Here is a 23,595-nt window from a genome sequence, read left to right as displayed (position 1 = left end):
CTGCGGCTCACTCCGGCACCGCCATGCCGCGCTTGACCGCCGGGCGTTCGGCGACCGCGTCGTGCCAGCGCTTCAGGTTGGGGTAGCGGTCGAGCACGTTGCCTTCCGCCTTGGCGGCCACGGCCACGAAGGGGAAGCAGGCGATGTCGGCGATGGAGTAGGTGCCGCCGGCCAGATACGCCGACCCGCCCAGACGCTCCTCCATCGCGGCGTGGATGCGCTGCAGCTCGCTTTTGAAATAGTCGATGGCGTAGGGGATCTTCTCCGGCGCCATGACCGCGAAGCGGAACTTGCTCAAGCCCGAGGGGCCGAGGTCGCTGACGCCCAGCATCAGCCAGCTCATCGCCTCCGCGCGCTCGTCCTCGTCCTCGGGGATCAAGCGGCCGGTGCGCTCTGCATAGTGCAGCAGGATGGCGCCCGACCCGAACAGGCGGCGCTTCCGGCCGCCGGGCAGATCCTCGACGGTGGCCGGGATCTTGCCGATCGGGCTGACCGCCAGATAGTCGGGCTGACGCCCTTCGCCGGCCACGAGATCGACCTTGTGGACCTTATAGGTGAGACCCAGCTCTTCCAGCAGGATCGAAGCCTTTTGCCCGTTCGGCGAGGCGAAGGTGTAGAGCGTGATCATCGGTGCCCGTCCCTGGAGCCTGTTCCTTTGCCGCGTCCGCAAAGATGTTCAACAGGCGCCAGTCTCGCCGATTTGCGCGCGGAAGGCCAGAGGCAGGAAAAAGCGTCCTTTTTCCTGCCGATCACATCCTTTTCCTGCCGGTCACAGGGGCCGGACCCTCACACCGCGCGGCTGTGCTTTCCGGCGCCGGTGGACAGGTAGGTGTCGAAGCGCGCGGCGACGATGCGCATCAGCGGGCGGGCGGGCTCCGGCACATGGACGCGGCGGCCCTCGACCACGGCGACCCCGTCGGCCACCAGATCGGCCATGGCCTCCAGGTCGGCATCGAAGGCCCCGGCGGCCAGCCCGTGGGCCTCGGCCACCGTGCCGACGTCCACCGACAGGTCGCACATCAGCCGCACGATCAGGTCGCGGCGCAGCCGGTCGTCGGCGGTCAGCGTCAGCCCCTTGCCGGTCGGGAAGGTCCCAGCCTCGACGGCCTGGGCGTACTGGTCGAAGGGAACCGCGTTCTGCACATAGCCCTGCGGCAGCGCCCCGATGGAGGAGGCGCCGAAGCCCAGGAGCACCTCCGCGTCGTCGGTCGTGTAGCCCTGGAAGTTGCGGCTGAGCCGCCCCTCGGTCTGCTGCACGGCCAGTTCGTCGTCGGGCCGGGCGAAGTGGTCCAGGCCGATGGGCTGGAAGCCGGCGTCGGTCAGCACCCCGGCGATGGCCGCGAACTGCTCCCACCGGCCGAGCGTGCCGGCGAGCGCCGACTCGTCGATCTTCTTCTGGTGCGTCTTCATCCACGGCACATGGGCGTAGCCGAAGACCGACAGCCGGTCCGGCGCCATGGTCAGGGCGATCTCCGCGGAGCGCGCAACGCTCTCCACCGACTGGCCGGGCAGGCCGTACATCAGGTCCAGGTTGATGTGGCGGATACCGTTGGCGCGCAGCCACTCCAGCGCCTGCTCGGTCTGCTCCCGCGGCTGGATGCGGTTGATGGCGGCCTGCACCCCGGCGTCGAAGTCCTGCACGCCGAGCGAGGCGCGGTTGACCCCGGCGCGGCCCAGCGCCTCCGCCATGTCGCGGGTCAGGGTGCGCGGGTCGATCTCCACCGCGATCTCCGCGTCCGGCGTCACGTCGTAGCGCGCGCGCAGCAGGGCGATCAGCGATTCGAAGTCGTCCGGCGCCATCATGGTCGGGGTGCCGCCGCCGAAATGGATGTGCCGCACCCGCAGCCGTCCGGAAATGCGGTCGGCGACCATGCCGATCTCGCGCCGCAGATGGCCGAGATACTCGGCGATGGGGGCGTAGCGGGCGACGATCTTGGTGTGGCAGCCGCAGTACCAGCACATCTTCGCGCAGAAGGGCACGTGCAGGTACAGCGACCCCGTGTGCGCCGCCGTGTCCAGCTCCGCCAGCCAGCCCGCGTAGCGCTCCGCCCCCACGGCGGCGGTGAAGTGCGGCGCCGTCGGGTAGCTGGTGTAGCGGGGCACCCGCAGCCCGTCGTACTTGGCGAGCAGGGCGGCGTTCAGCGGGGCGGTCGGGGCGGCGGTGGCGCAGGCCACGGGGGAGATCGCGTTCATGGCGGGGAGGATCGTGCAGACCGCCGTCCGCCGCTTTGACACAAGTCAAGCGTTCGAACGCCCGCCCTTCCGGCCGGCCCGTCAGTGGGGGGTGGCCAGACGGTTCTCCAGATGCTCCAGCAGCAGGTTCAGGTTGCGGCGGTTGGCCTTGAAGCCGATGTCGAAGAGGGCGCCGACCACCGGGACCGAGCCGCCGGCCCAATCCACGGCCATGTTGGCGACCATCCGCGCGATCAGGCCTTTCGGAAGGTCGAAGCGGGCGGCCTCCATGATGATGTAGGCGGCCACCACGCTGGTCGCCGCGCTGCCGGCGACCGGAACCAAAGCGGCGATGCCGTCCAGCCCGAAGGGGATGCGCGTGCCGGGAATGCGCCAGCGCGTGTCCATCAGCCGGGTCAGCCGGCGCAGCCGTTCCAGCCGATCCAGGTCGATGGAAATGACCGGCGGCGCCGTGGCGACGCCCGAGAGGGTGGTGGCGGGGGCGGGACGCGTGCGGATGTCGCTCATGGGGCTTCACCGGAGCAGGAGAGCCGCCGTGGGGAGCCGCCGGCGGAGGAAGCCGTGGGCGGAGCCGGTCGGGCGTGTCGGGTTGAGCAACCCGCAGCTGTGCCCCACGGTTCCCGGCCTATCTCCATCGGGTGTCCGGCACCACGGACGCGCTCACGGTCCGGGCGCGCGTGCCGTCATACGGATGATCGGGCCGACGCAGGGTCATCGTCCGAATGGAGAGGGGGGGTTGACAACCGGATGCGGCGAATGGACGCGCGATCCGGATGCGTCGAAGGTCAAACGATTGTTGTTTCAGGGATTTTTTTGTGAATCGCCGGGCTTTCGAGCGGCCATATGCCGAAGGCGTCTCTGGTATGGGGCGTCCCTAGGCACAATAATGGTGCGCGCAGGTCGAAGCTTTGGACCGAAAAGAACCGAACGGGCACCCGCTCCACAGGGTGATGGGCGGGGCACCAGTCATCGGAAAAACAAGCCGGAAAACAGGGAGGATCATCATGACCACGCTTTACTGCGCCTGCTGCGGACAGCCGTTCCGCCGCAGCTCGCCGCGCGGACCGGCGCCGCTCTACTGCTCGCGCGATTGCCGTCGCCAGATCGAGGTGCGCCGCCGCGTCTGGGCGTCGCTGCAGACGGCGGAACGGCAGGGCGCGGCACCGCTGCCGCCGGTGGTCCCGGTCGGTGCTGGCTCTTTCCACAGGGTGGAAACGGTGTGGGAGCGCGCCTCCGCCTGAGCGCCGGCGATGCGGGCGCAACGCGCGCTCCGCGCTTTTTTGGCCGGTTTGGTTGCGGCCCCCTCTAAAACAGCAGGGCTGCCATACCATATAGGAGGACGCTACATGAGTGAGCGTCCCCTGAACCGAGGGCTTTTCCGAACACGGCCATGACCCAGAACACGCGATCCCCCCGCACCGTTTCCCGCACTCCGGCCCGCGCCTTTGGCGCCGTCGCTCTGGCGCTGGCCGTGGCGCTGACCGCCGGCACCGCCGATGCCCGCGCGGGCAAGAGCAGCTCCGTGGGCAGCCGCGGCTCGCGCACCTACGAGGCGCCGGCCCAGACCAACACCGCGCCGCGCGCCGCGCCGATGGAGCGCTCGGCCGCCCCGGCGCAGACTCCGGGCGCGCAGCAGCCGGGCATGCAGCAGCCGGGCATGGCGTCGCCGGCGGCGGCGCAGCGCGGCGGCTTCTTCTCGCGCGGCGGCTTCATGCCGGCCCTGATGGGCGGCCTGATCGGCGCCGGCATCGCCGGCATGCTGTTCGGCGGCGGCTTCCTCGACGGGCTGGGCAGCTTCGCGGGCATCCTGGGCTTCATCCTCCAGATCCTGCTGGTCGTCTTCCTGGTCCGGCTGGCCATGCGCTTCTTCCGCAACCGTTCGGCGGGTGCTGCGCGGCCGGCGGGCATGGGCGCCGCCTACGCCGGCCCGAATCCGGCTGCCATGAACCGCGAGGCGATGGACGCGCGCTCGAACCCGCTGGGCGGCGCCCGCGGTGGTGCGGCGGCGGGTCCGGCCTCTTCCGGCCGTCCGGGCGTGCGCCGTGACGACGTGGGCATCGGCCCGGCCGACTATCAGGCGTTCGAGCAGACGCTGGTCGCGGTCCAGACCGCCTACGGCAACGAGGATCTGACGGCCCTGCGCGGCGCCGTGACGCCGGAGATGGCCTCCTACTTCACCGAGGAACTGGCGGCCAACCACAACCGCGGCGTGGTCAACCGCCTGTCCGACGTCCGCCTGCTCCAGGGCGACCTGGCCGAGGCGTGGCGCGAGGGCAACGCGGAATACGCCACCGTGGCGATGCGCTTCTCGCTGACCGACGTGACGGTGGACCGCGCGAGCAACCGCGTGGTCGAGGGCGACCCGAACCGTTCGGTCGAAGCCACGGAAATCTGGACCTTCACCCGTCCGCGCGGCGGGCGCTGGGTCCTGTCGGCGATCCAACAGGCCGGCTGATCCACTCTCCACTCCTCAACCGGTCTTGCGAGGGGGTGTCCGAAAGGGCACCCCCTTTCGCATTTCCGGACTCCCCTGGGCGGATGGGACATGATAGAACATATCAGGAACAAATACCTGCCCAGCGGAAGCGAGTCATGCCCGAACTGCCTGCGCCTATGCCTGTGCCTGGGTCTAGCATCGAAGCGCCCCCGCCGGACCGCGCGTCCGTTCTGGCCGGTCTGCGCGCCCGCATCCGGGGTCTGGAAGGGCTTGGCGGGGAGGGGGCGCGGGTGCTGCCCTTCGGACTGCCGGACCTCGACGGGGTCTTTCCGGCGGGAGGGCTGCCGCTCGGCTGCCTGCACGAGGTGGCGGGGGAGGAGCCGGGGGGCGGCACGGCCTTCGCCGCGCATCTGCTGGCCCGCCTCGCCAGCGTGGCGGCGCCCGCGCTGTGGATCGTGCGCGGGCGCGACCTGCACGCCGCCGGGCTGGCCGCCTATGGGCTGACGCCGGACCGGCTGATCGCCGTGCGCGCGACCCGCGACGCCGACGCCCTGTGGGCGATGGAGGAGGCGTTGCGCTGCCGGCGGCTGTCCGCCGTGCTGGGGGAGGTCGGGGGGCTGGACCTGACGGCGAGCCGCCGGCTGCAACTGGCCGCGGAGTCGTCGGGTGTGACGGGATTCCTGTTGCAGAGCGCCGCCCGCCGCTCGGCGGCGAGCGCGGCGGTCACCCGCTGGCGGATCGCGCCGGCCCCCAGCTGGACGGCGGAGCCGGGCGTGGGCGCTCCGCGCTGGCGCGCCGAACTGGAGCGCTGCCGGGGCGGGCGCCCCGGAGCGTGGCTTCTGGACTGGCGCGACGGCGCCCTGGTCCCGGCGCAGGCGTCGGAGCGGGCCGTTCCCGCCCCGGCCTCCGCGTCCACCACGGTTCGGCGTCCGGCTCCGGCGGGCGGATACGGACCGTCCTGGGCCGAGGTGGCGTGATGCGGACGGACAGACGGGCGGTGATGTCGCTTACACGACAGCCACCCGTCGGCTTCCGATCAGTAGTTGGTGGCCCAGTCGGGCAGGGGATGCCCGGTCTCGGCATCCGGATCGGCGTCGGGCGGAAAGGGCGCGTCGTCCGCGTAGAGCGGCAGTTGCCGGGCGAATTCCGCCGATTCCTGGGCCCGGCGTTGCTCCAGCAAGCGGGCGGCCAAATGAGCGGGCAGCATGGCAAGCCTCCTTCTGAGCGTCGGGAGAGCCTGGGGAGCGGTCCTGTCGGCCGCCCTCGGCCCAACCCGTCCTGTGTGTCTGGACGCTATCATGCAAGGTCCAGGCCTCTAAGTGATGCAGATCACGCGTTATGCAAACTTTAAAGCGGATTTCGGTTCAGTTTAGATTCGGGTAGCCGCATAGCTTAAACCACGCTTTGGCGTCGGTAGCGGTGATCGCATTGAGGGCTGGGCCGAGTTCCTCGTTGAGGGCCTCGACGGTGCGGGCTTCCTTGGCGCGCAGGATTCCTTTGAGCTTGGCCCAGCCGGGCTCGATGGGCGAGAGGTCGGGCGAGTAGCGCGGGAGGAAGCGGACACGGATCCCCGCCGTCTCAAAGGCGGCGAGGATATCGGCCCGCTTGTGAGCGGAAAGGTTGTCCATCACGACCACGGCGCCGGGTTTGTCGCGCCGAAGCACGGGCAAGAGCACCTGCTCGACAAAGGCGAGAAACACGGCCGAGGAGGTGGACGCCTCGATGCTCATGGCGGCCAGCATGCCTTCGGCGCTCAACGCCCCGAGCACCGTGACGCGGTGCCACGACCCACAGGGCACGGATCCGAGCGCCCGCTGGCCGCGCGGCGCCCGGGCCTGGGTGGGCGTCATCTGGGTGTTGATGCCGGTTTCATCGAGGAAAACCAAACGCGCCGGTTCATGGACCACCGCATCGTCCCGGTAGGCCGCGCGTTCCGCGGCGATATCCGCGCGCTCTTGCTCGCTGGCCCTCAGCGTCTTTTTTTGCGCGCCAACCCCAGCCGCTTCAAGGTGCGGCACACCACCGCCGGGCTCAGCGCGATGCCGGTGCGTGCGGCCAACCGGTCGCGGTACTGTGCCAGTGTCGCGTCATTATCCTCCCGCACCAAGGCCCGCAGCACGCTCACGCCCTCCGCGTCCAGTTTGGCTGGTACGCCGCCGGCATGCGGCTTGGCGACCCGCCGCCCCTCAAGGCGTGCGGCCCGCACCCAGTTGTACGCGCAGGCTCGGCTGATCTGGAAGCGCCGCGCCAGCAACTCGGGGCCGCCCTCGTGGCGCTCATAAGCCAGCAGAACCCGTTCGCGCAGATCGGAGGAATATGGCTGGCCCATGGCGCGCGGTCCTTCAGCTGTGTCTTCCTCCAACCGCTCAGGCCAGCCAAAATTCCGTCTATACTCAGCGACAATCCGCTTTAATGCGCCCGGTTTCTTTTTCAGGCCCCGTTTCTTTTTTCGGATGGGAAGCTCATAGTCCCCGCCTCCCGCTTTTTCCGCCGATGTTCCTTCTTCCGAGACCGACCATGCACGCCGAACCCTGCCCCACCTGCCTAAAACCTATGCATTTGTGCGTTTGCGAGGCGGTGGAGCCGATCGACAACGCCGTCTTCCTGCTCATCCTCCAGCACCCGCAGGAAAAGCGCGAGACGCTGGGCACCGCGCAGATCGCCCATCTCCAGTTCAAAAACTCCGCGCTGAAGGTGGGGCTGAGCTGGTCGAACCTGAAGCGCATCCTGGGGCGCGAGGTCGATTACAAGCGCTGGGGCGTGCTCTATCTCGGCCCGGTCAAGCAGGGCGCCGCCCCGCTGCCGGAGGTGTCCGTGGTGGACAAGGCCGGCGTCCCGCAGAAGGACAGCGAGCTGGTGCTGGGCGACCTGGAGGGCGTCATCGTCCTGGACGGCACCTGGAGCCAGGCCAAGACGCTGTGGTGGCGCAACCCGTGGCTCCTGAAGTGCCGCCGCATCGTGCTGAACCCGCAGTTCCGCTCCCTCTACGGGCAGGCGCGCAAGGAGCCGCGGCGCGACAGCGTGTCGACCCTGGAGGCCGCCGCCTTCCTGCTGTCGCGGCTGGAGGCCGAACCGGCGGTCCTCGACCGCGCGCTGAAGCCCTTCGCCCTGCTGCTGAAGAAGCTGCGCGCCCCGCGCCCGCGCCCCGTCCCGCCGCCCCGCGCGGAGACGGCCGAACCGGTTGCGGAGCCGGCTCCGGATCAAGCCCCGAGTCAGAACGGGGCGGAATAATCCGCGCCTCTTCCGGGATCGCCCTTTCCGGGTAAGCCCCCCTCGACCAGGGCGGCCGTGGCAACCAATGCGCTGTTGCGCTGTTTGGGATTGCATCGGCCGCTTGGGCCTCAACGCAAGCGGGCCTCAACCAAGGGAGCGATCCATGAAGGGCGTTTTGCTGTGGCTTGTCGGGATTCCCATTCCGATCATTCTTCTGCTGTATCTGTTCAACGTCCTCTGATCGGGCCTCAGATCGGCTTGACGGCACGGACCGGCGGCGCCACATGCGAACCGCGCCGCCCTCCGCGCGCACGGCAAGAGACGAGGATCATGGCTCGCGATTTCGTTCCCTTCGGACTGACCGTCTGCGGCATCGAGGAGCTGAACGGCTTCTGCGAGGCCGGCGTGACCCACGTCCTGTCGATCCTCGACCCCGGCCACCCGGAGCCGACCGCCTTCGGCTCCTACGGCGAGCACACGCGGCTGGAACTGCGCTTCCACGACATCATCGACCCCTACATGGGGCAGTCCCTTCCGGAGCGCGCGGACGTCGAGCGCATCCTGGCCTTCGGGCGCGACCTGATGACCGAGCCGACCGGGGTGGGCGGGCTGCTGGTCCATTGCCACGCCGGCATCTCGCGCTCGACCGCCGCCCTGACCATGATCCTGGCCCAGGCCAGCCCCGACCGTCCCGCCGCCGAGGCGATGGCGGCCGTGGTCAACATCCGCCACAAGGCGTGGCCGAACCTGCGCATGATCGAGTTCGCCGACGAGATCCTGGGGCGCCGGGGCGAACTGGTGGCCGCCGTCCGCGCCCGGCACCGCAGCTACGGCCGGGAGCGTCCCGATCTGGTCCAGTTCATGATCGACAACGGCCGGGTGCGCGAGGTCGCGGACCTGATCGACTGAACCGCCGCACCGCCCCGTCCCTCAGCGGAAATTCCGGCCTTCCGGGAAGACCGCGGCGGCGGAGCGGTCGGGGAGCGCGTCGGGGTCGGTCAGGTCGCGCAGCCGGTGCGTCAGGTCGGTTAGCCGCTCGACGCGCAGGTGGATGACCTCGCCGCCCTCGGGGTTGGGCTTGCCGTTGCGCTCCACCCGGCCGGCGGCGGCGATCAGCCGGGCGCCGAGGATCGTCTTGCGGAATTTTTCGAACACGTCGGGCATGATGACGAGGTTGGCGATGCCGGTCTCGTCCTCCAGCGTGATGAAGACCACGCCCTCGGCGCTGCCGGGCCTTTGCCGGACCAACGCCAGCCCCGCGACGGTCAGCCGCGTGCCGGCCCGCACCCTTCCCAACCGGTCGGTCGGGACCACCCCGGCGAAGCCGTCGCGCAGCAGCGCCATGGGATGCGCCTTCAGCGACAGGCACAGGCTGCCGTAATCCATCACCACATGCTCGCCCAGCGCCATGGCGGGCAGGAGCGCTTGCGGCTCGTCCTGGGCGGAGTCGGCAAGGCCGGCGAACAGCGGCAGCGGCTGCGCCCCCAGCGCCCTCACCGCCCACAGCGCGGCCCGCCGGTCCAGCCCGACGGAGCGGAAGGCGTCGGCCCTGGCCAGCCGCTCCAGCCCGGCGACCGGCATGAGCGCGCGGCGCCACAGGTCGTAGGGGTCGCGGTAGCCCGCCCCGCGGCACAGCACCATGCGGCGGGCGTCCTCCTCGTCCATTCCCCGGACCAGCCGCAGGCCGAGGCGCAGGGCGTACCTTATTCCCTCTCCCGCCCCGGGAGAGGGTGACAGGGGCTCCAGCGTGCAGTCCCAGTCGGAGGCGTTCACGTCCGGGGGGAGCACGGTCACCCCATGCTCGCGGGCGTCGCGGACGATCTGGGCCGGGGCGTAGAAGCCCATGGGCTGGCTGTTCAGCAGCGCCGCGGCGAAGACGTCCGGGTGGTGGCACTTCATCCAGGCCGACACATAGGCCAGCAGGGCGAAGCTCGCCGCGTGGCTCTCGGGGAAGCCGTACTCGCCGAACCCTTCGATCTGCTGGAAGCAGCGTTCGGCGAAGGCGCGGTCGTAGCCTTTCCCGACCATGCCCTCGATGAAGCGGTCGCGGAAGGTGTGGACCAGCCCGGTCTTGCGGAAGGTTGCCATGGCGCGGCGCAGCCGGTCGGCGTCCTCCGGGCTGAAGCCGGCGCCGACGATGGCGATCTTCATCGCCTGCTCCTGGAACAGCGGCACGCCCAGCGTCTTCTTCAACACCTTTTGCAGTTCGGGAGAGGGGTAGTTGACCGGTTCCTCGCCGGTGCGGCGGCGCAGGTAGGGGTGGACCATGTCGCCCTGGATCGGGCCGGGGCGCACGATGGCGACCTCGATCACCAGATCATAGAAGGTCTTGGGCCGCAGGCGGGGCAGCATGGACATCTGTGCCCGGCTTTCCACCTGGAAGACGCCCAGACTGTCGGCCCGGCACAGCATGGCGTAGGTCGCCGGGTCCTCCTGCGGCACCGTCGCCAGCGTCAGGGGGCGCCCGTAATGCCGCTCCAGCAGATCGAAGCCGCGGTGCAGGCAGGTCAGCATCCCCAGCGCCAGCACGTCCACCTTCAGGATGCCCAGCGCGTCGATGTCGTCCTTGTCCCATTCGATGGTGGTGCGGCCCTCCATGGCGGCGTTGGCGACGGGGCACAGGTCGCTCAAGGGGCCGCGGGTGATGACGAAGCCGCCGACATGCTGCGACAGGTGGCGGGGAAAGCCGATCAGCTCCTGCGCCAGCTCCAGCGTCCGGCGGAGCCGCGGGTCGTCGGGGTCGAAGCCGTACTGCCGGGCGCGCTCCTCGTCCACGCCGTGGCGGCTCCACCCCCAGACGGAGCCGGACAGCCGCGCCACTAGATCGGCGGACAGGCCCATGGCCTTGCCGACCTCGCGGATGGCGCCCCGCGCGCGGTAGCGGATGACGGTGGCGGTCAGCCCGGCCCGCCCGCGCCCGTACTTGCGATAGATGTACTGGATGACCTCCTCGCGCCGCTCATGCTCGAAATCCACGTCGATGTCCGGCGGCTCGTTGCGGGCGGCGGAGATAAAGCGCTCGAACAGCAGGTCGAAATGCACCGGATCGACCGCGGTGATGCCCAGGCAGTAGCAGACGACCGAATTGGCCGCCGAGCCGCGCCCCTGGCACAGGATGCCCTCCGAGCGGGCGTAGCGCACGATGTCGTGCACCGTCAGGAAATAGGGCGCGTAGCCCAACTGCCCGATCAGCGCCAACTCGTGGTTCAGGGCCTTCGTCACGGTGTCCGGCACGCCGTCCGGGTAGCGGCCGGCGGCGCCGGCCCAGGTCAGGCGGGTCAGTGTCTCCTGCGGGCTGCGCCCGTCCTCGGCCACCTCGTCCGGATACTCGTAGCGCAGCTCCTCCAGCGAGAAGCGGCAGGCGGCGGCGATCTCCACCGTACGGGCGACGGCCTCGGGGTGGCGGTGGAACAGGCGGGCCATCTCCACCCCGGCCTTCAGGTGCCGCTCGGCGTTGGCGGACAGGCGCCAGCCCGCCTCGTCGATGGTCGTGCCGCTGCGGATGCAGGTCATCACGTCGGCCAGCGGGCGGCGGGCGGGCGTGTGGTAGAGCACGTCGTTGGTCGCCACCAGAGGCACCCGCTCCGCCTCGGCCAGCCCGGCCAGCCAGGACAGCCGCCGCTGGTCGTCGCCGCGGTAGCGGTGGCTGGCGGCGAGGTGCAGGCGGTCCCCCAGATCGTTGCGCCAGCCGCGCAGCGCGTGGACGAAGGCGGGATCGCGGTTGTCCGGCGGCACCAGCAGGAACAGCATCCCCGCCGCATGGTCCAGCACATCGGCACGGGCGATGAAGCAGGCCCCCTTGGGCGCCCGCCGCTTGCCCAGCGTCAGCAGCCGCGACAGCCGCGCGTAGGCCGTCCGGTCGGTGGGGTAGGCGAGCAGGCTGTCCGCGTCGGTCAGGTCGAGCCGGCAACCGACGATCAGCCGCAGCCCGTGCTTGCGGGCGGCGGCGTGCGCCTGCACCACCCCGGCCAGCGAGTTGCGGTCGGTCACCGCGACGGCGGCGTGGCCGAGGCTGGCGGCGGTCAGCGCCAGCTCGTCCGGGTGGGACGCGCCCTCCAGGAAGGTGAAGCTGGTGGAGACCTGGAGTTCGGCGTAGGGGATCATCGCGGCCCCGTCACCCGAAGAAGCCGTGCAGGAACCACAGCGCCGTCGCGCCGGGCCGGTACAAGCCCTGGCGGAAGACCCAGAAGCGCCGGCCGGCCTCGTCCTCGACGCGGTAATAGTCGCGGGGCTCGCCATCGCGCCGCCACCACTCGGCTTCGATCCGCTCCGGCCCGTCGGCCCGTCGGACGCGGTGCCGGGCGCCGCGCCAGAGGAACATCGCCGGCGGGTCGTCGGGAAGCAGGGCCATGGCCTCGATGGGCTCCGGCGGGGCGAGCAGCCGCACCGGGCGCGGGCGGTCGGCGGGCCACAGCGCACCGCCGGGGGCATCCGCGAAGGCGGGGGCGGGGGCCACGCTGCGCTCCGGCAGCCAGCTCTGCCGCGGGACCAGCCGCAGCACCGCCCGCTCGCCCAGCCGGTTGCCCAGCCGGTCCATCAGCTCGCCCAGCTCCGGCTGCCCGCCCATGCCCCCATCCGTCGTGCCATCCAGCGCGGCCTGCGCGGCGGCGAGCGGGCCGGCCTCGGTGGCCGACAGCACCATCAGCTCCAGGCCGGGGCCGGGCTCCACCCGGTCGAGCTTCTGGGCGAACAGCCGCATCAGCGCGTCCGGGCGGCGCACCGGGCGGCCGGTGCCGATGGCCAGCGTCTGGGGAGCGTCCTCCAGCCGGCGGTCCACCCGGTGCAGGTCCAGCCGCAGCCGGCGGGCGCCCTCGCCGGTTTTCTCCAGCCCGGCGCAGAGGGAGGCCAGCAGGCGGCGCAGCGCCTCGGCGATGGCCTCGGCGGTGGTGATCGGCTCGGGCAGGGCGAGGCGGACGCTGTGCGGCGGCACCGGCAGGCGGGGGGACAGCGGCTCGTCCAGCCGTCCGTAGGCCTGGTCGAGCCGCCGCAGAAGCCCCGGCCCGAAGCGGGCGGCCAGCGTGGCGCGGGGGACGGCGTGCAGGTCGCCGATCCGCCGCAGCCCCACCGCGGCCAGACCGTCCACCGTGGCGGCGGGCAGGCGCAGCGCGGCGACGGGGAGGGGGGAGAGGAGGGCGTCCGTCCGGTTGCCCCCACCCCGACCCTCCCCCGCTCCGCAGGGGAGGGAGCCGTCTGTCCCTCCCCTGCGGAGCGGGGGAGGGAGGGACCCGCGAAGCGGGAGGGTGGGGGCCTCCCGCCCGAACCGCGCCAGCGCCCAGGCCGCCGCGGGCGTGTCCGCCACCGCCAGCCGCGACTCGAAGCCCGCCGCACCCAGGCGGGTGGCCAGATCGGCGGCCATGGCCTCCTCGCCGCCGAACAGATGGGCGCAGCCGGTGATGTCCAGCGCCACCCCGTCGGGGCCGTCCGGGGTGGTCCAGGGGGTGTAGCGCGTGCACCAGCCGGCGATCCGCTCCAGCAGGCGGGCGTCCGACTCGGGATCGGCGTCGAAGACGGCCAAAGCGGGTTCGATGGCGCGGGCGTCGGCCAGACTCATGCCGGGCCGCACCCCGGCCTCCTCAGCCGCACGGTTGACGGCGGCCACGCCCAGCCGCCCGCGCTCGGCCAGAATGGCGGCCAGGGGATGGCCGCGCCGCTCGGGATGGCCGCGCCGCTCGGGATGGTGGCGGCCATGGGCGTCGGTGGGCAGCCGCGGCAGCCACAGGGAGAGGATGCGCCGCGCCGTCCGTTCCGCCCCGTCTCCCGCCATGCCCGACCCTCCCTTCACCGCTCGCCGCCTCAATCGTCCCACATCGAACAAAACAAGAACATTCTAGCGGCAAAATCCGGCGGGCGGGAGTCCCCTTGCGGCCTCGCCAAAAAGGGGGAGATGGGGGGAGGGCCTTGTCACGCCCTCGTGGGGCACGACATGGTTGGTATGAGACCGCTCCGCCCCACCGCCACCATTCTGCCCGCCGCCCTCGCGCTCGCCGCTCTCGCGCTGGGGGCCTGCGCGACGGAGGTGCACGACGAAATGCCGGGGCGGGCCCAGGCGGCGCCGCCGGCGTCCGCTCAAAGCGGGGAACTGAAGACGCTGCGCCAGATCCAGGCGGAGGAGAACGCCCGCCCGATCCCCCCGCCACGGCCGCAGCCGGCGCCCGCCCCGCCGCAAAAACTCTCCGACGCCTCGCAGCAGCCCAACCAGCCGCCGCCGGTCCGCCGCCGCGGCAGCTCGTCCCCGCCGCCGCCGGCCATCGACCAGCCGGCCACGCCCGCCCTGCCGGCGCCGGGCTCCACCCAGGGGCTGACCGACCGCGCCAAGCGCGACCTGATGAGCCCGGAGGTCGACCGGCTGCGCACCGAAGACGCCATGGGCCGGCTCGACCCGCTGCAGCAGCGCGACCTGCTCCGCAAGCAGCAGGACCTCCGCCAGTACGGACCCGGCCCGCTGGGGTACTGACGCCCGGCGTCCGCAAGCCCCCCGCCCTGGTCACTTGACCCCACCCCGCGCAGCGGCCATACCGGCCCGGTGCCGCGCGAGGCGTTGGGGAAAAGGGGTAGGGGATGGTGGCGATCCGGTCGGTTCTTCTGGCTATTCTGCTGATGGGCGCCGGGGCCGCGCCCGCGCTGGCGCGGATGACGGTGACCGGGCCGTTCGGCACCGGCCTGACCGAACCCGTGTGGGTGCTGCAGCATCTGCTCGGCTTCCTCGCCATCGGGCTGTGGAGCGGGCAGAACGGCTGCGCCGCCGTCTGGCAGCTTCCGGTGGCGGCGCTGACCGCGGTGCTGGCCGCCGGGCTGGCCGCGCAGATCGGCATCCGCCTCCCCTACGCCGCGGAAGGGCTGTCGGCGTCGCTGATCGTGATGGGCGGGCTGGTCGCCGTCGCGCTGAAGGCTCCCCTGGCCCTGGGTGTGCTGACGGTCGCCGCGGCGGGGGCCTTCCACGGCTATGTGCACATGGGCGGGCCGCTGTTCTGGGCGGGGCTGTCGTCCGGCGTGCTGCTGGTCATCTGCGCCGGGCTGGGCCTGTCGGCGGTGCTGGGGCAGGCGGTGTCGGGCCGCGTGGTGCAAATGTGTGGCGGCGCGGTAGCACTCGCCGGGGTTCTTGATCTGGCGGGCGTCTTTTAAGCCCCCGACGCCTTGAAAAAGCCCGGCTGCGGGTATTCTTGTAGGAGCGTGTCCAACACACGCCGCCGGGACGGCTGGCCAGCAGGAAAGGTGGACCCGCCGGTGCCGCGCGCAGGAGCCAACCCCCGCCTTTCCGCCGAAGGCCACGCCGGCCGTTCGCCCAGCCGCCGCCATGTTCTCGCCGGTGCGGCGGGGGCCGCGCTGCTGGGGCTGCTGCCGCGGGGCGGGGCGGCGCAGGACATCCGCTATTTCCGGATCGGCACGGGCACCACGTCGGGCACCTACTTCCCGATCGGCGGGCTGATCGCCAACGCCATCTCCAACCCGCCCGGCTCCCGCCCCTGCGACCGCGGGGGAAGCTGCGGCGTGCCGGGGCTGATCGCGGTGGCCCAGGCCACGCTCGGCTCGGTGGAGAACATCGAGCTGCTGCGCTCCGGCGCGGTCGAGGCCGGGATGTCCCAGGCCGACATCGCCTTCTGGGCCTACACCGGCTCCGGCATCTTCCATGGCAAGGCGCCCTTCGAGGGGCTGCGCTCCATCGGCATGCTCTACGCGGAGGCGATCCAGCTCGTCGTGCGCGCCGACAGCGACCTGCACAGCGTGGCCGACCTGAAGGGCAAGGCCGTCTCGCTGGGCGAGGAGGGCTCCGGCGTGCTGGTGGAGGCGCGGGCCATCCTCGACGCCTTCGGCGTGAAGGAGGGGGAGCTGCGGCCCCCGGCCTACCTGAAGCCCGGCACCGCGGCGGACCGGCTGGCCAAGAAGGAACTGGACGCCTTCTTCATGGTCGGCGGCTTCCCGGTGGCGGCGGTCACCGACGTGGCGAACCGCGAGCCGATCCGCCTGATCCCGCTCGACGGCGCGATGGCCGACCGGCTGCGCATCCGCCAGCGCTTCTACATGGACCAGGTCATCCCCGCCGACACCTACCCCGGCGTGCCGGAGATCCACACGCTGGGGGTGGGCGCGGAGCTGCTGGTCCGTGCCGACCGCGATCCCGCCCTGATCTACGGCGTCACCAAGGCGCTGTGGCACGAGAACACCCGCCGTCTGCTGATCGAGGGCCACCCCAAGGGGCGCAGCTTCGACGCCACCAAGGCGGTCGCCAACGTCTCCGTCCCTCTGCATCCGGGCGCCGAGCGCTACTACCGCGAGGTCGGGCTGATCGGCAACGCCGCCAACGAGCCGACGGGCGGGGCGACGCCCTGACGGACTATTGGGGGTCCCGCTCGTCGGCGTAGAGGTCCCACGGCTCGGCCTTGGCGGCCGCCACCCACTCCACCATGGCCGGCAACTCCATCACCGCCCGCGCGTAGTCGCCGCACGGCCCGTCCATCTCCACCCCGTAGGTGAGGAGGCGCGTCACCACCGGCGCGTACATGGCGTCGGCGATGGAGAAGTCGCCGAACAGGAAGGGGCCGCCCGCCCCGAAGCGGGACCGCGCGTCGCGCCACAGCGCGAAGACGCGGGCGATGTCGGCCTCGCTCTCGGCGTTGCGGCCCACGCCGGGGCGGAAGGCCTTCAGGTCCATCGACATGTGGGTGCGCAGGGCGACGAAGCCCGAATGCATCTCCGCCGAGACCGACCGCGCCACCGCGCGGGCGTGGGCGTCCGCCGGCCAGAGGGCGGCCTCGGGAAAGGTCTCCGCCAGATACTCGGCGATCGCCAGCGAATCCCAGATCACCCGGTCGCCGTGCCGCAGGCAGGGCACCCGGCCCGAGGGCGAATGCTCCGCGATGCGGGCCGCGGTGTCGGGCTGGCGCAGCGGGATGACGATCTCCCGGAACGGCCGGCCGATCCGCTTCAGCGCCAGCCAGGGCCGCAGGGACCAGGAGGAGAAGGCCTTGTTGCCGATGACCAGGGTCAGGTCGTCCATGGGTGCGCCTCGGTTGCGAAGGGAGGGTGGCGGAGCATGCCTGCCCCGCGCCGATCCGGCAAGCCGGCCCGCAATCCCCCTTTTCAGGGGCGCCCCGGCGCGCCATGCTTTCCTTCACCGTTTCCGTTTCCTGACGAAGGACGCCCGCCTTGCTCGCCACCCTGCTCGCCACGGCCGGCCCCGGCACCGTGACCATCACCCCGCTGAACAAGGCCGGCCTCGCCACATGGCTGGAAGGCCAGCCGCCCGCCGCCGCGGCCTGGGTGAAGGCCGTGAACTTCACGGCGGAGGCCGGCTCCATTGCCTTCTTGCCGGGCGCCTTCCTTCCGGGGGAGGGCGGGGCGGTCGCCCGCGTGCTGGCCGGCGTGTCGGCGCTGGACGACCTGTGGGGCCTCGCCGGGCTGCCCTCCGGCCTGCCGCCGGGGAACTACCAGCTGGACGAGGCGGTGGACGCCGCGCTCGACCGCCGCGCCGCCACCCGTCTGGCGCTGGGCTGGGCGCTCGGCAGCTACCGCTTCGGGCGCTATAAGGCGTCGGAGAAGACCTTCGCCAACCTCGTCTGGCCGAAGCACGCCGACCAGGGCGAGGTGCAGCGCACCGCCACCGCGACCTATCTGCTGCGCGACCTCGTCAACACGCCGGCCAACGACCTCGGCCCGGCGGAGCTGGCCGCCGCCGCCGCCGCTCTGGCGTCGGAGTTCGAGGCCGGGCTGGACGTCATCGTCGGCGACGGGCTGCTCGACCGCGACTATCCGGCCATCCACGCGGTGGGCCGGGCCAGCCCGCGGGCGCCGCGGCTGATCGACCTGCGCTGGGGCAACCCGACGCACCCGAAGGTGACCATCGTCGGCAAGGGCGTCTGCTTCGACAGCGGCGGGCTGGACATCAAGCCGTCGTCGGGCATGCTGCTTATGAAGAAGGACATGGGCGGCGCCGCGCACGCGCTGGCGCTGGGCCGCATGGTGATGATGGCCGGGCTGCCGGTGCGGTTGCGCGTGCTGGTGCCGGCGGTGGAGAACGTGATCTCCGGCAACGCCTTCAAGCCGATGGACGTGCTGAAGACGCGCAAGGGGCTGACGGTCGAGGTCGGCAACACCGACGCAGAGGGCCGGCTGATCCTGTGCGACGCGCTGGCCGAGGCGGATTCGGAGAAGCCCGCCCTGCTGATCGACTTCGCCACCCTGACCGGGGCCGCCCGCGTCGCGCTGGGGCCGGACCTGCCGGCGCTGTTCGCCAACGACGACGGTCTCGCCAACGACCTGCTGGCCGCCGGGGAGGAACAGAGCGACCCGCTGTGGCGCCTGCCGCTGTGGGCGCCCTACCGCAAGGGGCTGGACAGCAAGGTCGCCGACCTCAGCAACGTGACCAGCAACGGCATGGCCGGGGCGATCACCGCCGGGCTGTTCCTCCAGGAATTCGTGTCGAAGGACACGCCCTGGGCGCATCTCGACACCTTCGCCTGGAACAGCGGCGCCCGCCCCGGACGCCCGGAAGGCGGCGAGGCGCTGGGCCTGCGCGCGGCCTATGCCGTCATCGCCAAGCGGTTCGGGTGATCGAGCGGTCCTGCATCCGGCATATGGTTAAAATTGTCACCCCCGCGGGCGTCGCGGGGGTGGCGTGCCGATTCGGAAAGGATTAAAACCTTCGGGTAGGACCGGTGGACTCGGGTGCCGGCCGGGTTTTTGGAGGCGGATACATGGCGCTGAAGGTTCGTGAGGATTATCGCACCCTCACTGGTCCGGAAAAGGCGGCCATTCTGATGCTGGCGCTGGGCGACGAGCATTCGTCCAAGCTGTTCGCGATGATGGACGACGAGGAGATCAAGGAGCTGTCGCAGGTGATGGCGAACCTCGGCACCGTCTCCGCCAACATCATCGAGCGCCTGTTCGTCGAATTCGCCGAGCAGATGTCGGCCACCGGCTCGCTGGTCGGCTCCTTCGACTCCACCGAGCGCCTGCTGCTGAAGACTCTGCCCAAGGACAAGGTCGACTCCATCATGGAGGAGATCCGCGGTCCCGCCGGCCGCACCATGTGGGACAAGCTGGCCAACGTCAACGAGTCGGTCCTGTCCAACTACCTGAAGAACGAATACCCGCAGACCGTGGCGGTGGTGCTGTCGAAGATCCGCCCGGAGCACGCCGGCCGCGTGCTGACCCAGCTTCCGGAGAGCTTCGCGATGGAGGTCATCATGCGCATGCTGCGCATGGAGGCCGTGCAGAAGGAGGTTCTGGACGATGTGGAGCGCACGCTGCGCACCGAGTTCATGACCAACCTCGCCCGCACCAGCCGCCGCGACAGCCACGAGATGCTGGCGGAAATCTTCAACGGCCTGGACCGCACGACCGAGCACCGCTTCATGGCCGCCCTGGAGGAGCGCAACCGCGACAGCGCCGAGCGCATCAAGTCGCTGATGTTCACCTTCGAGGACCTGTCGAAGCTCGACCCCTCCGGCGTCCAGGCCCTGCTGCGCAGCGTCGACAAGCAGAAGCTCGCCACCGCGCTGAAGGGCGCGTCGGAGACGCTGAAGGACCTGTTCTTCTCCAACATGTCCGAGCGCGCGGCGAAGATCCTGCGCGAGGACATGGCCGCCATGGGTCCGGTCCGCGTCCGCGAGGTGGACGAATCCCAGATGTACATGGTCCAGCTCGCCAAGGATCTGGCCGCCCGCGGCGAGATCGTCATCTCCGAAGGCAGCGGCGAGAACGAGTTGATTTACTGAGCGGGCGCCTGGAGGGGGTGCCCCCACCCTCCCCATGCTGCCGCATGGATCCCCTCCCTTCCCCGCTACGCAGGGGAGGGCGTTTCCCGAAGCCGGTGGAGTTCCCTCCCCTGCGATAGCGGGGGAGGGTCAGGGTGGGGGCAAAGCCCCGCCATCCCGCGATGCATTCCTCCCCCCGCGACACCCTGACCGATCGATCCGGCTGCGAAACGCTTGCCTGTCCGGGCCGGGTTGGGGGACACTCCTTCGCCGCGCGTCCCGGAAGCGGGGGCTTCGGGGACGAGGAGCGCGGCACGCGGGGGGAAACATGGCACGGAACCTGAAAGCGCTCGGCCTGTGGCGGACGGCGTTGATCGCCAGCGTCCGGCAGGACGGGCCGGATCTGTCGGCGCGGCAGATGGCCATCATGCTCCAAGTCTATCTGACCGATCCGCCGCACACCGTGCGCGGGCTGGCGGCGGCGCTCAACATCTCCAAACCCGCGGTGACCCGCGCGCTCGACCGGCTGTCGCTGCTCGGCTTCATCAAGCGCAAGCGCGACGCCGAGGACAAGCGCAGCGTGCTCGTCCAGCGCACCGTGAAGGGCAGCGTCTTCCTGTCCGACTTCGCCGAGCTGGTCGTCGCGGCGGGCGCCGTGGCGCCGGAGGACATGGCGGTCATCCGCGCCGAGGAGGAGGTGGCCGCCTCCGCCAAGGCGCGGCTGGAGGCGCAGTTGAGCGCCTCCGGCCCCGTGGCGGTGCCCGCCTGACCGCCGCTTCCTTCAGCCGCCTCTCTCAGTAGCCCTGGCTGCGGTCCACGAGGTTCGGCAGCGGACGGCCCTCGCGGAAGGCGGTGATCGCCTCGGCCACCACCGCGGCGGAGCGCGACGGGTGGGTGACGGCGGCGACGTGCGGCGTCACATGAACCTTCGGGTGGGTCCAGAAGGGATGGCCGGCGGGCAGCGGCTCCTCCGCGAACACGTCCAGGCTGGCCCCGGCGATGTGCCCGCTCTCCAGCGCCGCCAGCAGGTCCTCCTCCACCAGATGCCCGCCGCGCGCGGCGTTGACGACCACCGCACCCTTGGGCAGGGCGGCGAACAGCTTGCGGTTCAGCAGGCCGCGCGTTTCCGCCGTCAGCGGCAGCAGGCAGACCAGCAGGTTGCATTGCCCGAGCATCGCCGCCAGCCCGTCGGGTCCGGAGAAGCTCTCCACCCCCGGCAGCGTCTTCGGCGTCCGGCTCCAGCCCAGCACGCGGTAATCCATGCTCAGCAGCGTCTTGGCCGAGGCCATGCCCAGCTCGCCCATGCCCAGGATGCCGACACTCACCTCCGACGCCGGGCAGGGGTCCAGCGGCTCCCACCGCCCGGCCTGCTGGAGCGCCTTGTACTCGTCAAGGAGCCGGTGCCAGCGCAGAACCTGGAGCGCCACATAGCCGGCCATGTCCACCGTCAGCCCCTCCGACACCATGCGGACCAGCGGCACCTCGGGCAGGGTGGGGTCGAGCAGCAGCGATTCCACACCGGCGCCCAGCGACACGATCAGCTTCAGGTTCGGCAGGGTGGCGAGCAGCCCGTGCGGCGGCTTCCACACCAGCGCCATCTCGATGTCCGCCGGGTCCCCCATCTCGGGCCACACCCGCACCTCCAGCCCGGGCAGGCGGGCATCCAACTCGCTCAGCCAGCGGTCGGAGCGGTCGGTGGTGGAGCAGAAAAGCAGCGTCACGGCGCAAACCCCTGTAATGTTGTCGTTGTTCGTCTCAAACCCGTTCGAGCCAACCGTGCCCCGTCTGATCCTGCTGAACAAGCCCTATGGCGTGCTGCCCCAGTTTACCGATGAGCAGGGGCGTCCGACGCTGGCCGACCATGTGCCGGTGAAGGGAGTCTATGCCGCCGGGCGGCTGGACCGCGACAGCGAGGGGCTGCTGGCGCTGAGCGACGACGGCGCGCTGATCGCCCGCATCGCCTCGCCCAAGCACAAGCTGCTCAAGACCTACTGGGTGCAGGTGGAGGGTGTCCCGACCGAGGAGGCGTTGCAGCGCCTGCGCGACGGGGTGACGCTCAACGACGGCCCGACCCTGCCCGCCGAGGCCCGCCGGATGGAGGAGCCGGACGGCCTGTGGCCGCGCGACCCGCCCGTGCGCTTCCGCGCCGCCATCCCGACGGGCTGGATCGCCCTGACCCTGCGGGAGGGGCGGAACCGTCAGGTGCGCCGCATGACCGCCGCGGTCGGCTTCCCGACCCTGAGGCTGATCCGCTGGTCCATCGGCGAATGGACGCTGGACGGTCTGGCGCCGGGCCAATGGCGCGAGGTGACGGTGCCGGGGCGGGAAACCCCGAAGGCGCCGCCGCATCGGCCGAAGGCGCCGCCCGGCAATGCGAAGGCGAAGCGCCCGCGGGCCGCTACATCCGCACGGCGTCGGACTTGACGGCTTCCAGGTTCAGCGCGGCGGCGAGCAGGGCGCGGGTGTAGTCCTCCCGCGGCTCCTCGAAGATGCGGCGGGTGGGGCCCTGCTCGACGACCTTGCCGTCCTTCATGACGATGACGTGGCTGCTGAGCGCCCGCACCACCCGCAGGTCGTGGCTGATGAAGAGGTAGGCGAGGTTGTTGCGCGCCTGGATGTCGCGCAGCAGGTCCACGATCTGCGCCTGCACCGACATGTCGAGCGCGCTGGTCGGTTCGTCCAGGACGACGAATTTCGGCTTCAGCACCAGGGCGCGGGCGATGGCGATGCGCTGGCGCTGACCGCCGGAGAACTCGTGCGGGTAGCGGTGGCGGCTGGACGGGTCGAGCCCCACCTCCTCCAGCGCCTTGGCCACCATGGCGTCGCGTTCGGCGCCGGAGCCGATGCCGTGGATCGTCAGCCCTTCCCCGATGATCTGGCCGACCGACAGGCGGGGCGACAGGCTGCCGTAGGGGTCCTGGAAGACCACCTGCATCTCCCGCCGCAGCCCGCGCAGCTTCTTGGCCTGCCAGCCCTGGATGTCCTTGCCGTCGAAGCGGATCGCCCCCTCGCTGGCGTGCAGGCGCAGCAGGGCCAGCCCAAGCGTCGTCTTGCCGGAGCCGGACTCGCCGACCACCCCGACCGTGTGCCCCTGCCGAACGTTGACCGACACGCCGTCCACGGCGCGGACGTGATCGACGGTGCGGCGCAGCAGGCCCTTCTTGATGGGGAACCACACCTTGAGGTTGTCGGCGGCCATGACCTCCGGCGCGTCGGCGGGCGGGGTCAGCGGGTCGCCCTTCGGCTCGGCGGCCAGCAGCTTGCGCGTGTAGGGGTGCTGCGGGCGGGCGAAGATGTCGGCGACGGCGGCCTGCTCGACGATCTCGCCCTGGTTCATCACGCAGACCCGGTCGGCCATCTTGCGCACCACGCCCAGGTCGTGGGTGATGAGCAGCAGCGCCATGCCGAAGCGGCGCTGAAGGTCCTTCAGCAGCTCCAGGATCTGCGCCTGGATGGTGACGTCCAGCGCGGTGGTCGGCTCGTCGGCGATCAGCAGGTCGGGCTCGTTGGCCAGCGCCATGGCGATCATCACGCGCTGGCGCTGGCCGCCCGACAGCTCGTGCGGGTAGGCGTTCAGCCGCTTTTCCGGGTTGGGCAGCCCGACCAGCCGCAGCAACTCCAGCGTGCGCTTGCGCGCGGCGGCGCGGGACAGGCCCTTGTGCAGGAACAGCGTCTCGTTGATCTGCCGCTCGATGCTGTGCAGCGGGTTCAGCGAGGTCATCGGCTCCTGGAAGATCATGGCGATGCGGTTGCCGCGCACGTCGCGCAGCACCTTCTCCTCCGCCCCCACCAGCTCGGTCCCGCGGAAGCGGATGGAGCCCTGCGGGTGGCGCGCCATGGGGTAGGGCAGCAGTTGCAGGATCGACAGGGCGGTGACCGACTTGCCCGAGCCGGACTCGCCGACCAACGCCAGGGTCTCTCCCTTGGCGATGTCGAAGGACACGCCCTTCACCGCGTGCATCGCCCCGCCGCCCGAGCGGAACTCGACATGGAGGTTGCGGACCTGGAGGAGATCGTCGGTCCCATTGGTCGTCATGTCGGTCATCATGTCGGTCATGG

The 23,595-nt window shown here is 71.1% G+C and carries 23 protein-coding genes; 12 read left to right on the top strand and 11 right to left on the bottom strand.

Translation table 11 applies throughout. From position 1 onward, the window contains the following. Positions 1-7: 7 nt before the first annotated feature. The 3 genes from ABVN73_RS10580 to ABVN73_RS10570 all read right to left on the bottom strand — a co-directional run bounded on the left by ABVN73_RS10580 (position 8) and on the right by ABVN73_RS10570 (position 2,700). The gene (locus tag ABVN73_RS10580) at positions 8-628 is read right to left on the bottom strand and encodes a glutathione binding-like protein (protein ID WP_353857951.1); all 621 of its coding nucleotides are present in this window, start codon (positions 626-628) and stop codon (positions 8-10) included. Positions 629-786: 158 nt separating this feature from the next. Further along, positions 787-2,193 (bottom strand): oxygen-independent coproporphyrinogen III oxidase, encoded by a 1,407-nt coding sequence (gene hemN, locus ABVN73_RS10575; protein WP_353857950.1) that lies wholly within the window; start codon positions 2,191-2,193, stop codon positions 787-789. An 81-nt stretch (positions 2,194-2,274) separates the two neighbouring features. Next, positions 2,275-2,700, bottom strand: a complete 426-nt coding sequence (locus ABVN73_RS10570) for a DUF4112 domain-containing protein (RefSeq protein WP_353857949.1) — start codon at positions 2,698-2,700, stop codon at positions 2,275-2,277. A 497-nt stretch (positions 2,701-3,197) separates the two neighbouring features. Here ABVN73_RS10570 and ABVN73_RS10565 point away from each other — a divergent pair, with 497 nt between their 5' ends. From ABVN73_RS10565 to ABVN73_RS10555, 3 genes are all read left to right on the top strand, one after another. After that, a complete protein-coding gene (locus ABVN73_RS10565) occupies positions 3,198-3,434 on the top strand; it encodes a hypothetical protein (RefSeq protein ID WP_353857948.1) in 237 nt (78 codons plus the stop codon). 149 nt (positions 3,435-3,583) lie between these two features. Beyond that, entirely contained in the window at positions 3,584-4,648 is a 1,065-nt protein-coding gene (locus tag ABVN73_RS10560) for a TIM44-like domain-containing protein (RefSeq protein WP_353857947.1), read from the top strand. Positions 4,649-4,785: 137 nt separating this feature from the next. Then, the gene (locus ABVN73_RS10555) at positions 4,786-5,607 is read left to right on the top strand and encodes a hypothetical protein (protein ID WP_353857946.1); all 822 of its coding nucleotides are present in this window, start codon (positions 4,786-4,788) and stop codon (positions 5,605-5,607) included. A 59-nt stretch (positions 5,608-5,666) separates the two neighbouring features. On the opposite strand, the gene ABVN73_RS10550 is transcribed toward ABVN73_RS10555, so the two are convergent. The 3 genes from ABVN73_RS10550 to ABVN73_RS10540 all read right to left on the bottom strand — a co-directional run bounded on the left by ABVN73_RS10550 (position 5,667) and on the right by ABVN73_RS10540 (position 6,959). Next, complete coding sequence (locus ABVN73_RS10550) at positions 5,667-5,837, bottom strand: hypothetical protein (RefSeq protein WP_353857945.1); 171 nt, start codon at positions 5,835-5,837, stop codon at positions 5,667-5,669. A 157-nt stretch (positions 5,838-5,994) separates the two neighbouring features. Further along, positions 5,995-6,648: an IS630 family transposase gene (locus ABVN73_RS10545; RefSeq protein WP_353857768.1), complete on the bottom strand. Its 654-nt coding sequence runs from the start codon at positions 6,646-6,648 to the stop codon at positions 5,995-5,997. Next, on the bottom strand, positions 6,600-6,959 hold the full coding sequence (locus ABVN73_RS10540; RefSeq protein ID WP_353857512.1) for an IS630 transposase-related protein: 360 nt from the start codon (positions 6,957-6,959) through the stop codon (positions 6,600-6,602). The genes ABVN73_RS10545 and ABVN73_RS10540 overlap by 49 nt, the downstream gene beginning before the upstream one ends. Here ABVN73_RS10540 and ABVN73_RS10535 point away from each other — a divergent pair. Then, positions 6,947-7,861, top strand: a complete 915-nt coding sequence (locus ABVN73_RS10535) for a tRNA-uridine aminocarboxypropyltransferase (protein WP_353857944.1) — start codon at positions 6,947-6,949, stop codon at positions 7,859-7,861. The genes ABVN73_RS10540 and ABVN73_RS10535 overlap by 13 nt on opposite strands. Before the next feature lie 312 nt (positions 7,862-8,173). Then, entirely contained in the window at positions 8,174-8,752 is a 579-nt protein-coding gene (locus ABVN73_RS10530; protein WP_353857943.1) for a protein-tyrosine-phosphatase, read from the top strand. A 21-nt stretch (positions 8,753-8,773) separates the two neighbouring features. On the opposite strand, the gene ABVN73_RS10525 is transcribed toward ABVN73_RS10530, so the two are convergent. Further along, positions 8,774-11,947 carry an error-prone DNA polymerase gene (locus ABVN73_RS10525; RefSeq protein ID WP_353857942.1) on the bottom strand — a complete coding sequence of 1,058 codons (3,174 nt, stop codon included), beginning with the start codon at positions 11,945-11,947 and terminating at the stop codon, positions 8,774-8,776. 10 nt (positions 11,948-11,957) lie between these two features. Next, a complete protein-coding gene (locus tag ABVN73_RS10520; RefSeq protein WP_353857941.1) occupies positions 11,958-13,607 on the bottom strand; it encodes a DNA polymerase Y family protein in 1,650 nt (549 codons plus the stop codon). A 168-nt stretch (positions 13,608-13,775) separates the two neighbouring features. Here ABVN73_RS10520 and ABVN73_RS10515 point away from each other — a divergent pair, with 168 nt between their 5' ends. The 3 genes from ABVN73_RS10515 to ABVN73_RS10505 all read left to right on the top strand — a co-directional run bounded on the left by ABVN73_RS10515 (position 13,776) and on the right by ABVN73_RS10505 (position 16,171). Then, positions 13,776-14,297, top strand: a complete 522-nt coding sequence (locus ABVN73_RS10515; RefSeq protein WP_353857940.1) for a hypothetical protein — start codon at positions 13,776-13,778, stop codon at positions 14,295-14,297. Positions 14,298-14,401: 104 nt separating this feature from the next. After that, positions 14,402-14,965, top strand: coding sequence for a HupE/UreJ family protein (locus tag ABVN73_RS10510; RefSeq protein WP_353857939.1), 564 nt, complete (start codon positions 14,402-14,404; stop codon positions 14,963-14,965). A gap of 102 nt (positions 14,966-15,067) precedes the next feature. After that, complete coding sequence (locus ABVN73_RS10505) at positions 15,068-16,171, top strand: TAXI family TRAP transporter solute-binding subunit (protein WP_353857938.1); 1,104 nt, start codon at positions 15,068-15,070, stop codon at positions 16,169-16,171. 4 nt (positions 16,172-16,175) lie between these two features. Here the strand turns inward: ABVN73_RS10505 and ABVN73_RS10500 are convergent, their stop codons facing one another. Then, complete coding sequence (locus ABVN73_RS10500) at positions 16,176-16,838, bottom strand: glutathione S-transferase family protein (RefSeq protein WP_353857937.1); 663 nt, start codon at positions 16,836-16,838, stop codon at positions 16,176-16,178. A gap of 149 nt (positions 16,839-16,987) precedes the next feature. Between ABVN73_RS10500 and ABVN73_RS10495 the strand changes: the two genes are divergently transcribed. From ABVN73_RS10495 to ABVN73_RS10485, 3 genes are all read left to right on the top strand, one after another. Next, a complete protein-coding gene (locus ABVN73_RS10495; RefSeq protein WP_353857936.1) occupies positions 16,988-18,391 on the top strand; it encodes a leucyl aminopeptidase family protein in 1,404 nt (467 codons plus the stop codon). 143 nt (positions 18,392-18,534) lie between these two features. Beyond that, complete coding sequence (gene fliG, locus ABVN73_RS10490) at positions 18,535-19,557, top strand: flagellar motor switch protein FliG (protein ID WP_137139259.1); 1,023 nt, start codon at positions 18,535-18,537, stop codon at positions 19,555-19,557. A gap of 307 nt (positions 19,558-19,864) precedes the next feature. Beyond that, positions 19,865-20,305 carry a MarR family transcriptional regulator gene (locus ABVN73_RS10485; protein ID WP_353857935.1) on the top strand — a complete coding sequence of 147 codons (441 nt, stop codon included), beginning with the start codon at positions 19,865-19,867 and terminating at the stop codon, positions 20,303-20,305. Positions 20,306-20,330: 25 nt separating this feature from the next. Here ABVN73_RS10485 and ABVN73_RS10480 read toward each other — a convergent pair whose 3' ends face one another. Then, positions 20,331-21,257: a glyoxylate/hydroxypyruvate reductase A gene (locus ABVN73_RS10480; RefSeq protein ID WP_353857934.1), complete on the bottom strand. Its 927-nt coding sequence runs from the start codon at positions 21,255-21,257 to the stop codon at positions 20,331-20,333. A 55-nt stretch (positions 21,258-21,312) separates the two neighbouring features. Between ABVN73_RS10480 and ABVN73_RS10475 the strand changes: the two genes are divergently transcribed. Further along, positions 21,313-21,960, top strand: a complete 648-nt coding sequence (locus tag ABVN73_RS10475) for a pseudouridine synthase (protein WP_353857933.1) — start codon at positions 21,313-21,315, stop codon at positions 21,958-21,960. Here ABVN73_RS10475 and ABVN73_RS10470 read toward each other — a convergent pair. Then, complete coding sequence (locus tag ABVN73_RS10470) at positions 21,935-23,593, bottom strand: ABC transporter ATP-binding protein (protein WP_353857932.1); 1,659 nt, start codon at positions 23,591-23,593, stop codon at positions 21,935-21,937. The two genes, ABVN73_RS10475 and ABVN73_RS10470, sit on opposite strands and share 26 nt — an antisense overlap. Positions 23,594-23,595: the final 2 nt, after the last annotated feature.

The sequence above is a fragment of the Azospirillum formosense genome (assembly GCF_040500525.1).
Taxonomy (GTDB): Bacteria; Pseudomonadota; Alphaproteobacteria; order Azospirillales; family Azospirillaceae; genus Azospirillum; species Azospirillum formosense_A.
Note: the sequence above shows the minus strand (reverse complement) of the source record. Positions and strands in the feature narration are given on the sequence as shown.

What these genes read in the sequence shown, in the direction of transcription:
- ABVN73_RS10580 (WP_353857951.1), bottom strand. Translation starts at nt 628, where the DNA reads ATGATCACGCTCTACACCTTCGCCTCGCCGAACGGGCAAAAGGCTTCG.
- hemN (WP_353857950.1), bottom strand. Translation starts at nt 2,193, where the DNA reads ATGAACGCGATCTCCCCCGTGGCCTGCGCCACCGCCGCCCCGACCGCC.
- ABVN73_RS10570 (WP_353857949.1), bottom strand. Translation starts at nt 2,700, where the DNA reads ATGAGCGACATCCGCACGCGTCCCGCCCCCGCCACCACCCTCTCGGGC.
- ABVN73_RS10565 (WP_353857948.1), top strand. Translation starts at nt 3,198, where the DNA reads ATGACCACGCTTTACTGCGCCTGCTGCGGACAGCCGTTCCGCCGCAGC.
- ABVN73_RS10560 (WP_353857947.1), top strand. Translation starts at nt 3,584, where the DNA reads ATGACCCAGAACACGCGATCCCCCCGCACCGTTTCCCGCACTCCGGCC.
- ABVN73_RS10555 (WP_353857946.1), top strand. Translation starts at nt 4,786, where the DNA reads ATGCCCGAACTGCCTGCGCCTATGCCTGTGCCTGGGTCTAGCATCGAA.
- ABVN73_RS10550 (WP_353857945.1), bottom strand. Translation starts at nt 5,837, where the DNA reads ATGCTGCCCGCTCATTTGGCCGCCCGCTTGCTGGAGCAACGCCGGGCC.
- ABVN73_RS10535 (WP_353857944.1), top strand. Translation starts at nt 6,947, where the DNA reads ATGGCTGGCCCATGGCGCGCGGTCCTTCAGCTGTGTCTTCCTCCAACC.
- ABVN73_RS10540 (WP_353857512.1), bottom strand. Translation starts at nt 6,959, where the DNA reads ATGGGCCAGCCATATTCCTCCGATCTGCGCGAACGGGTTCTGCTGGCT.
- ABVN73_RS10530 (WP_353857943.1), top strand. Translation starts at nt 8,174, where the DNA reads ATGGCTCGCGATTTCGTTCCCTTCGGACTGACCGTCTGCGGCATCGAG.
- ABVN73_RS10525 (WP_353857942.1), bottom strand. Translation starts at nt 11,947, where the DNA reads ATGATCCCCTACGCCGAACTCCAGGTCTCCACCAGCTTCACCTTCCTG.
- ABVN73_RS10520 (WP_353857941.1), bottom strand. Translation starts at nt 13,607, where the DNA reads ATGGCGGGAGACGGGGCGGAACGGACGGCGCGGCGCATCCTCTCCCTG.
- ABVN73_RS10515 (WP_353857940.1), top strand. Translation starts at nt 13,776, where the DNA reads ATGAGACCGCTCCGCCCCACCGCCACCATTCTGCCCGCCGCCCTCGCG.
- ABVN73_RS10510 (WP_353857939.1), top strand. Translation starts at nt 14,402, where the DNA reads ATGGTGGCGATCCGGTCGGTTCTTCTGGCTATTCTGCTGATGGGCGCC.
- ABVN73_RS10500 (WP_353857937.1), bottom strand. Translation starts at nt 16,838, where the DNA reads ATGGACGACCTGACCCTGGTCATCGGCAACAAGGCCTTCTCCTCCTGG.
- fliG (WP_137139259.1), top strand. Translation starts at nt 18,535, where the DNA reads ATGGCGCTGAAGGTTCGTGAGGATTATCGCACCCTCACTGGTCCGGAA.
- ABVN73_RS10485 (WP_353857935.1), top strand. Translation starts at nt 19,865, where the DNA reads ATGGCACGGAACCTGAAAGCGCTCGGCCTGTGGCGGACGGCGTTGATC.
- ABVN73_RS10470 (WP_353857932.1), bottom strand. Translation starts at nt 23,593, where the DNA reads ATGACCGACATGATGACCGACATGACGACCAATGGGACCGACGATCTC.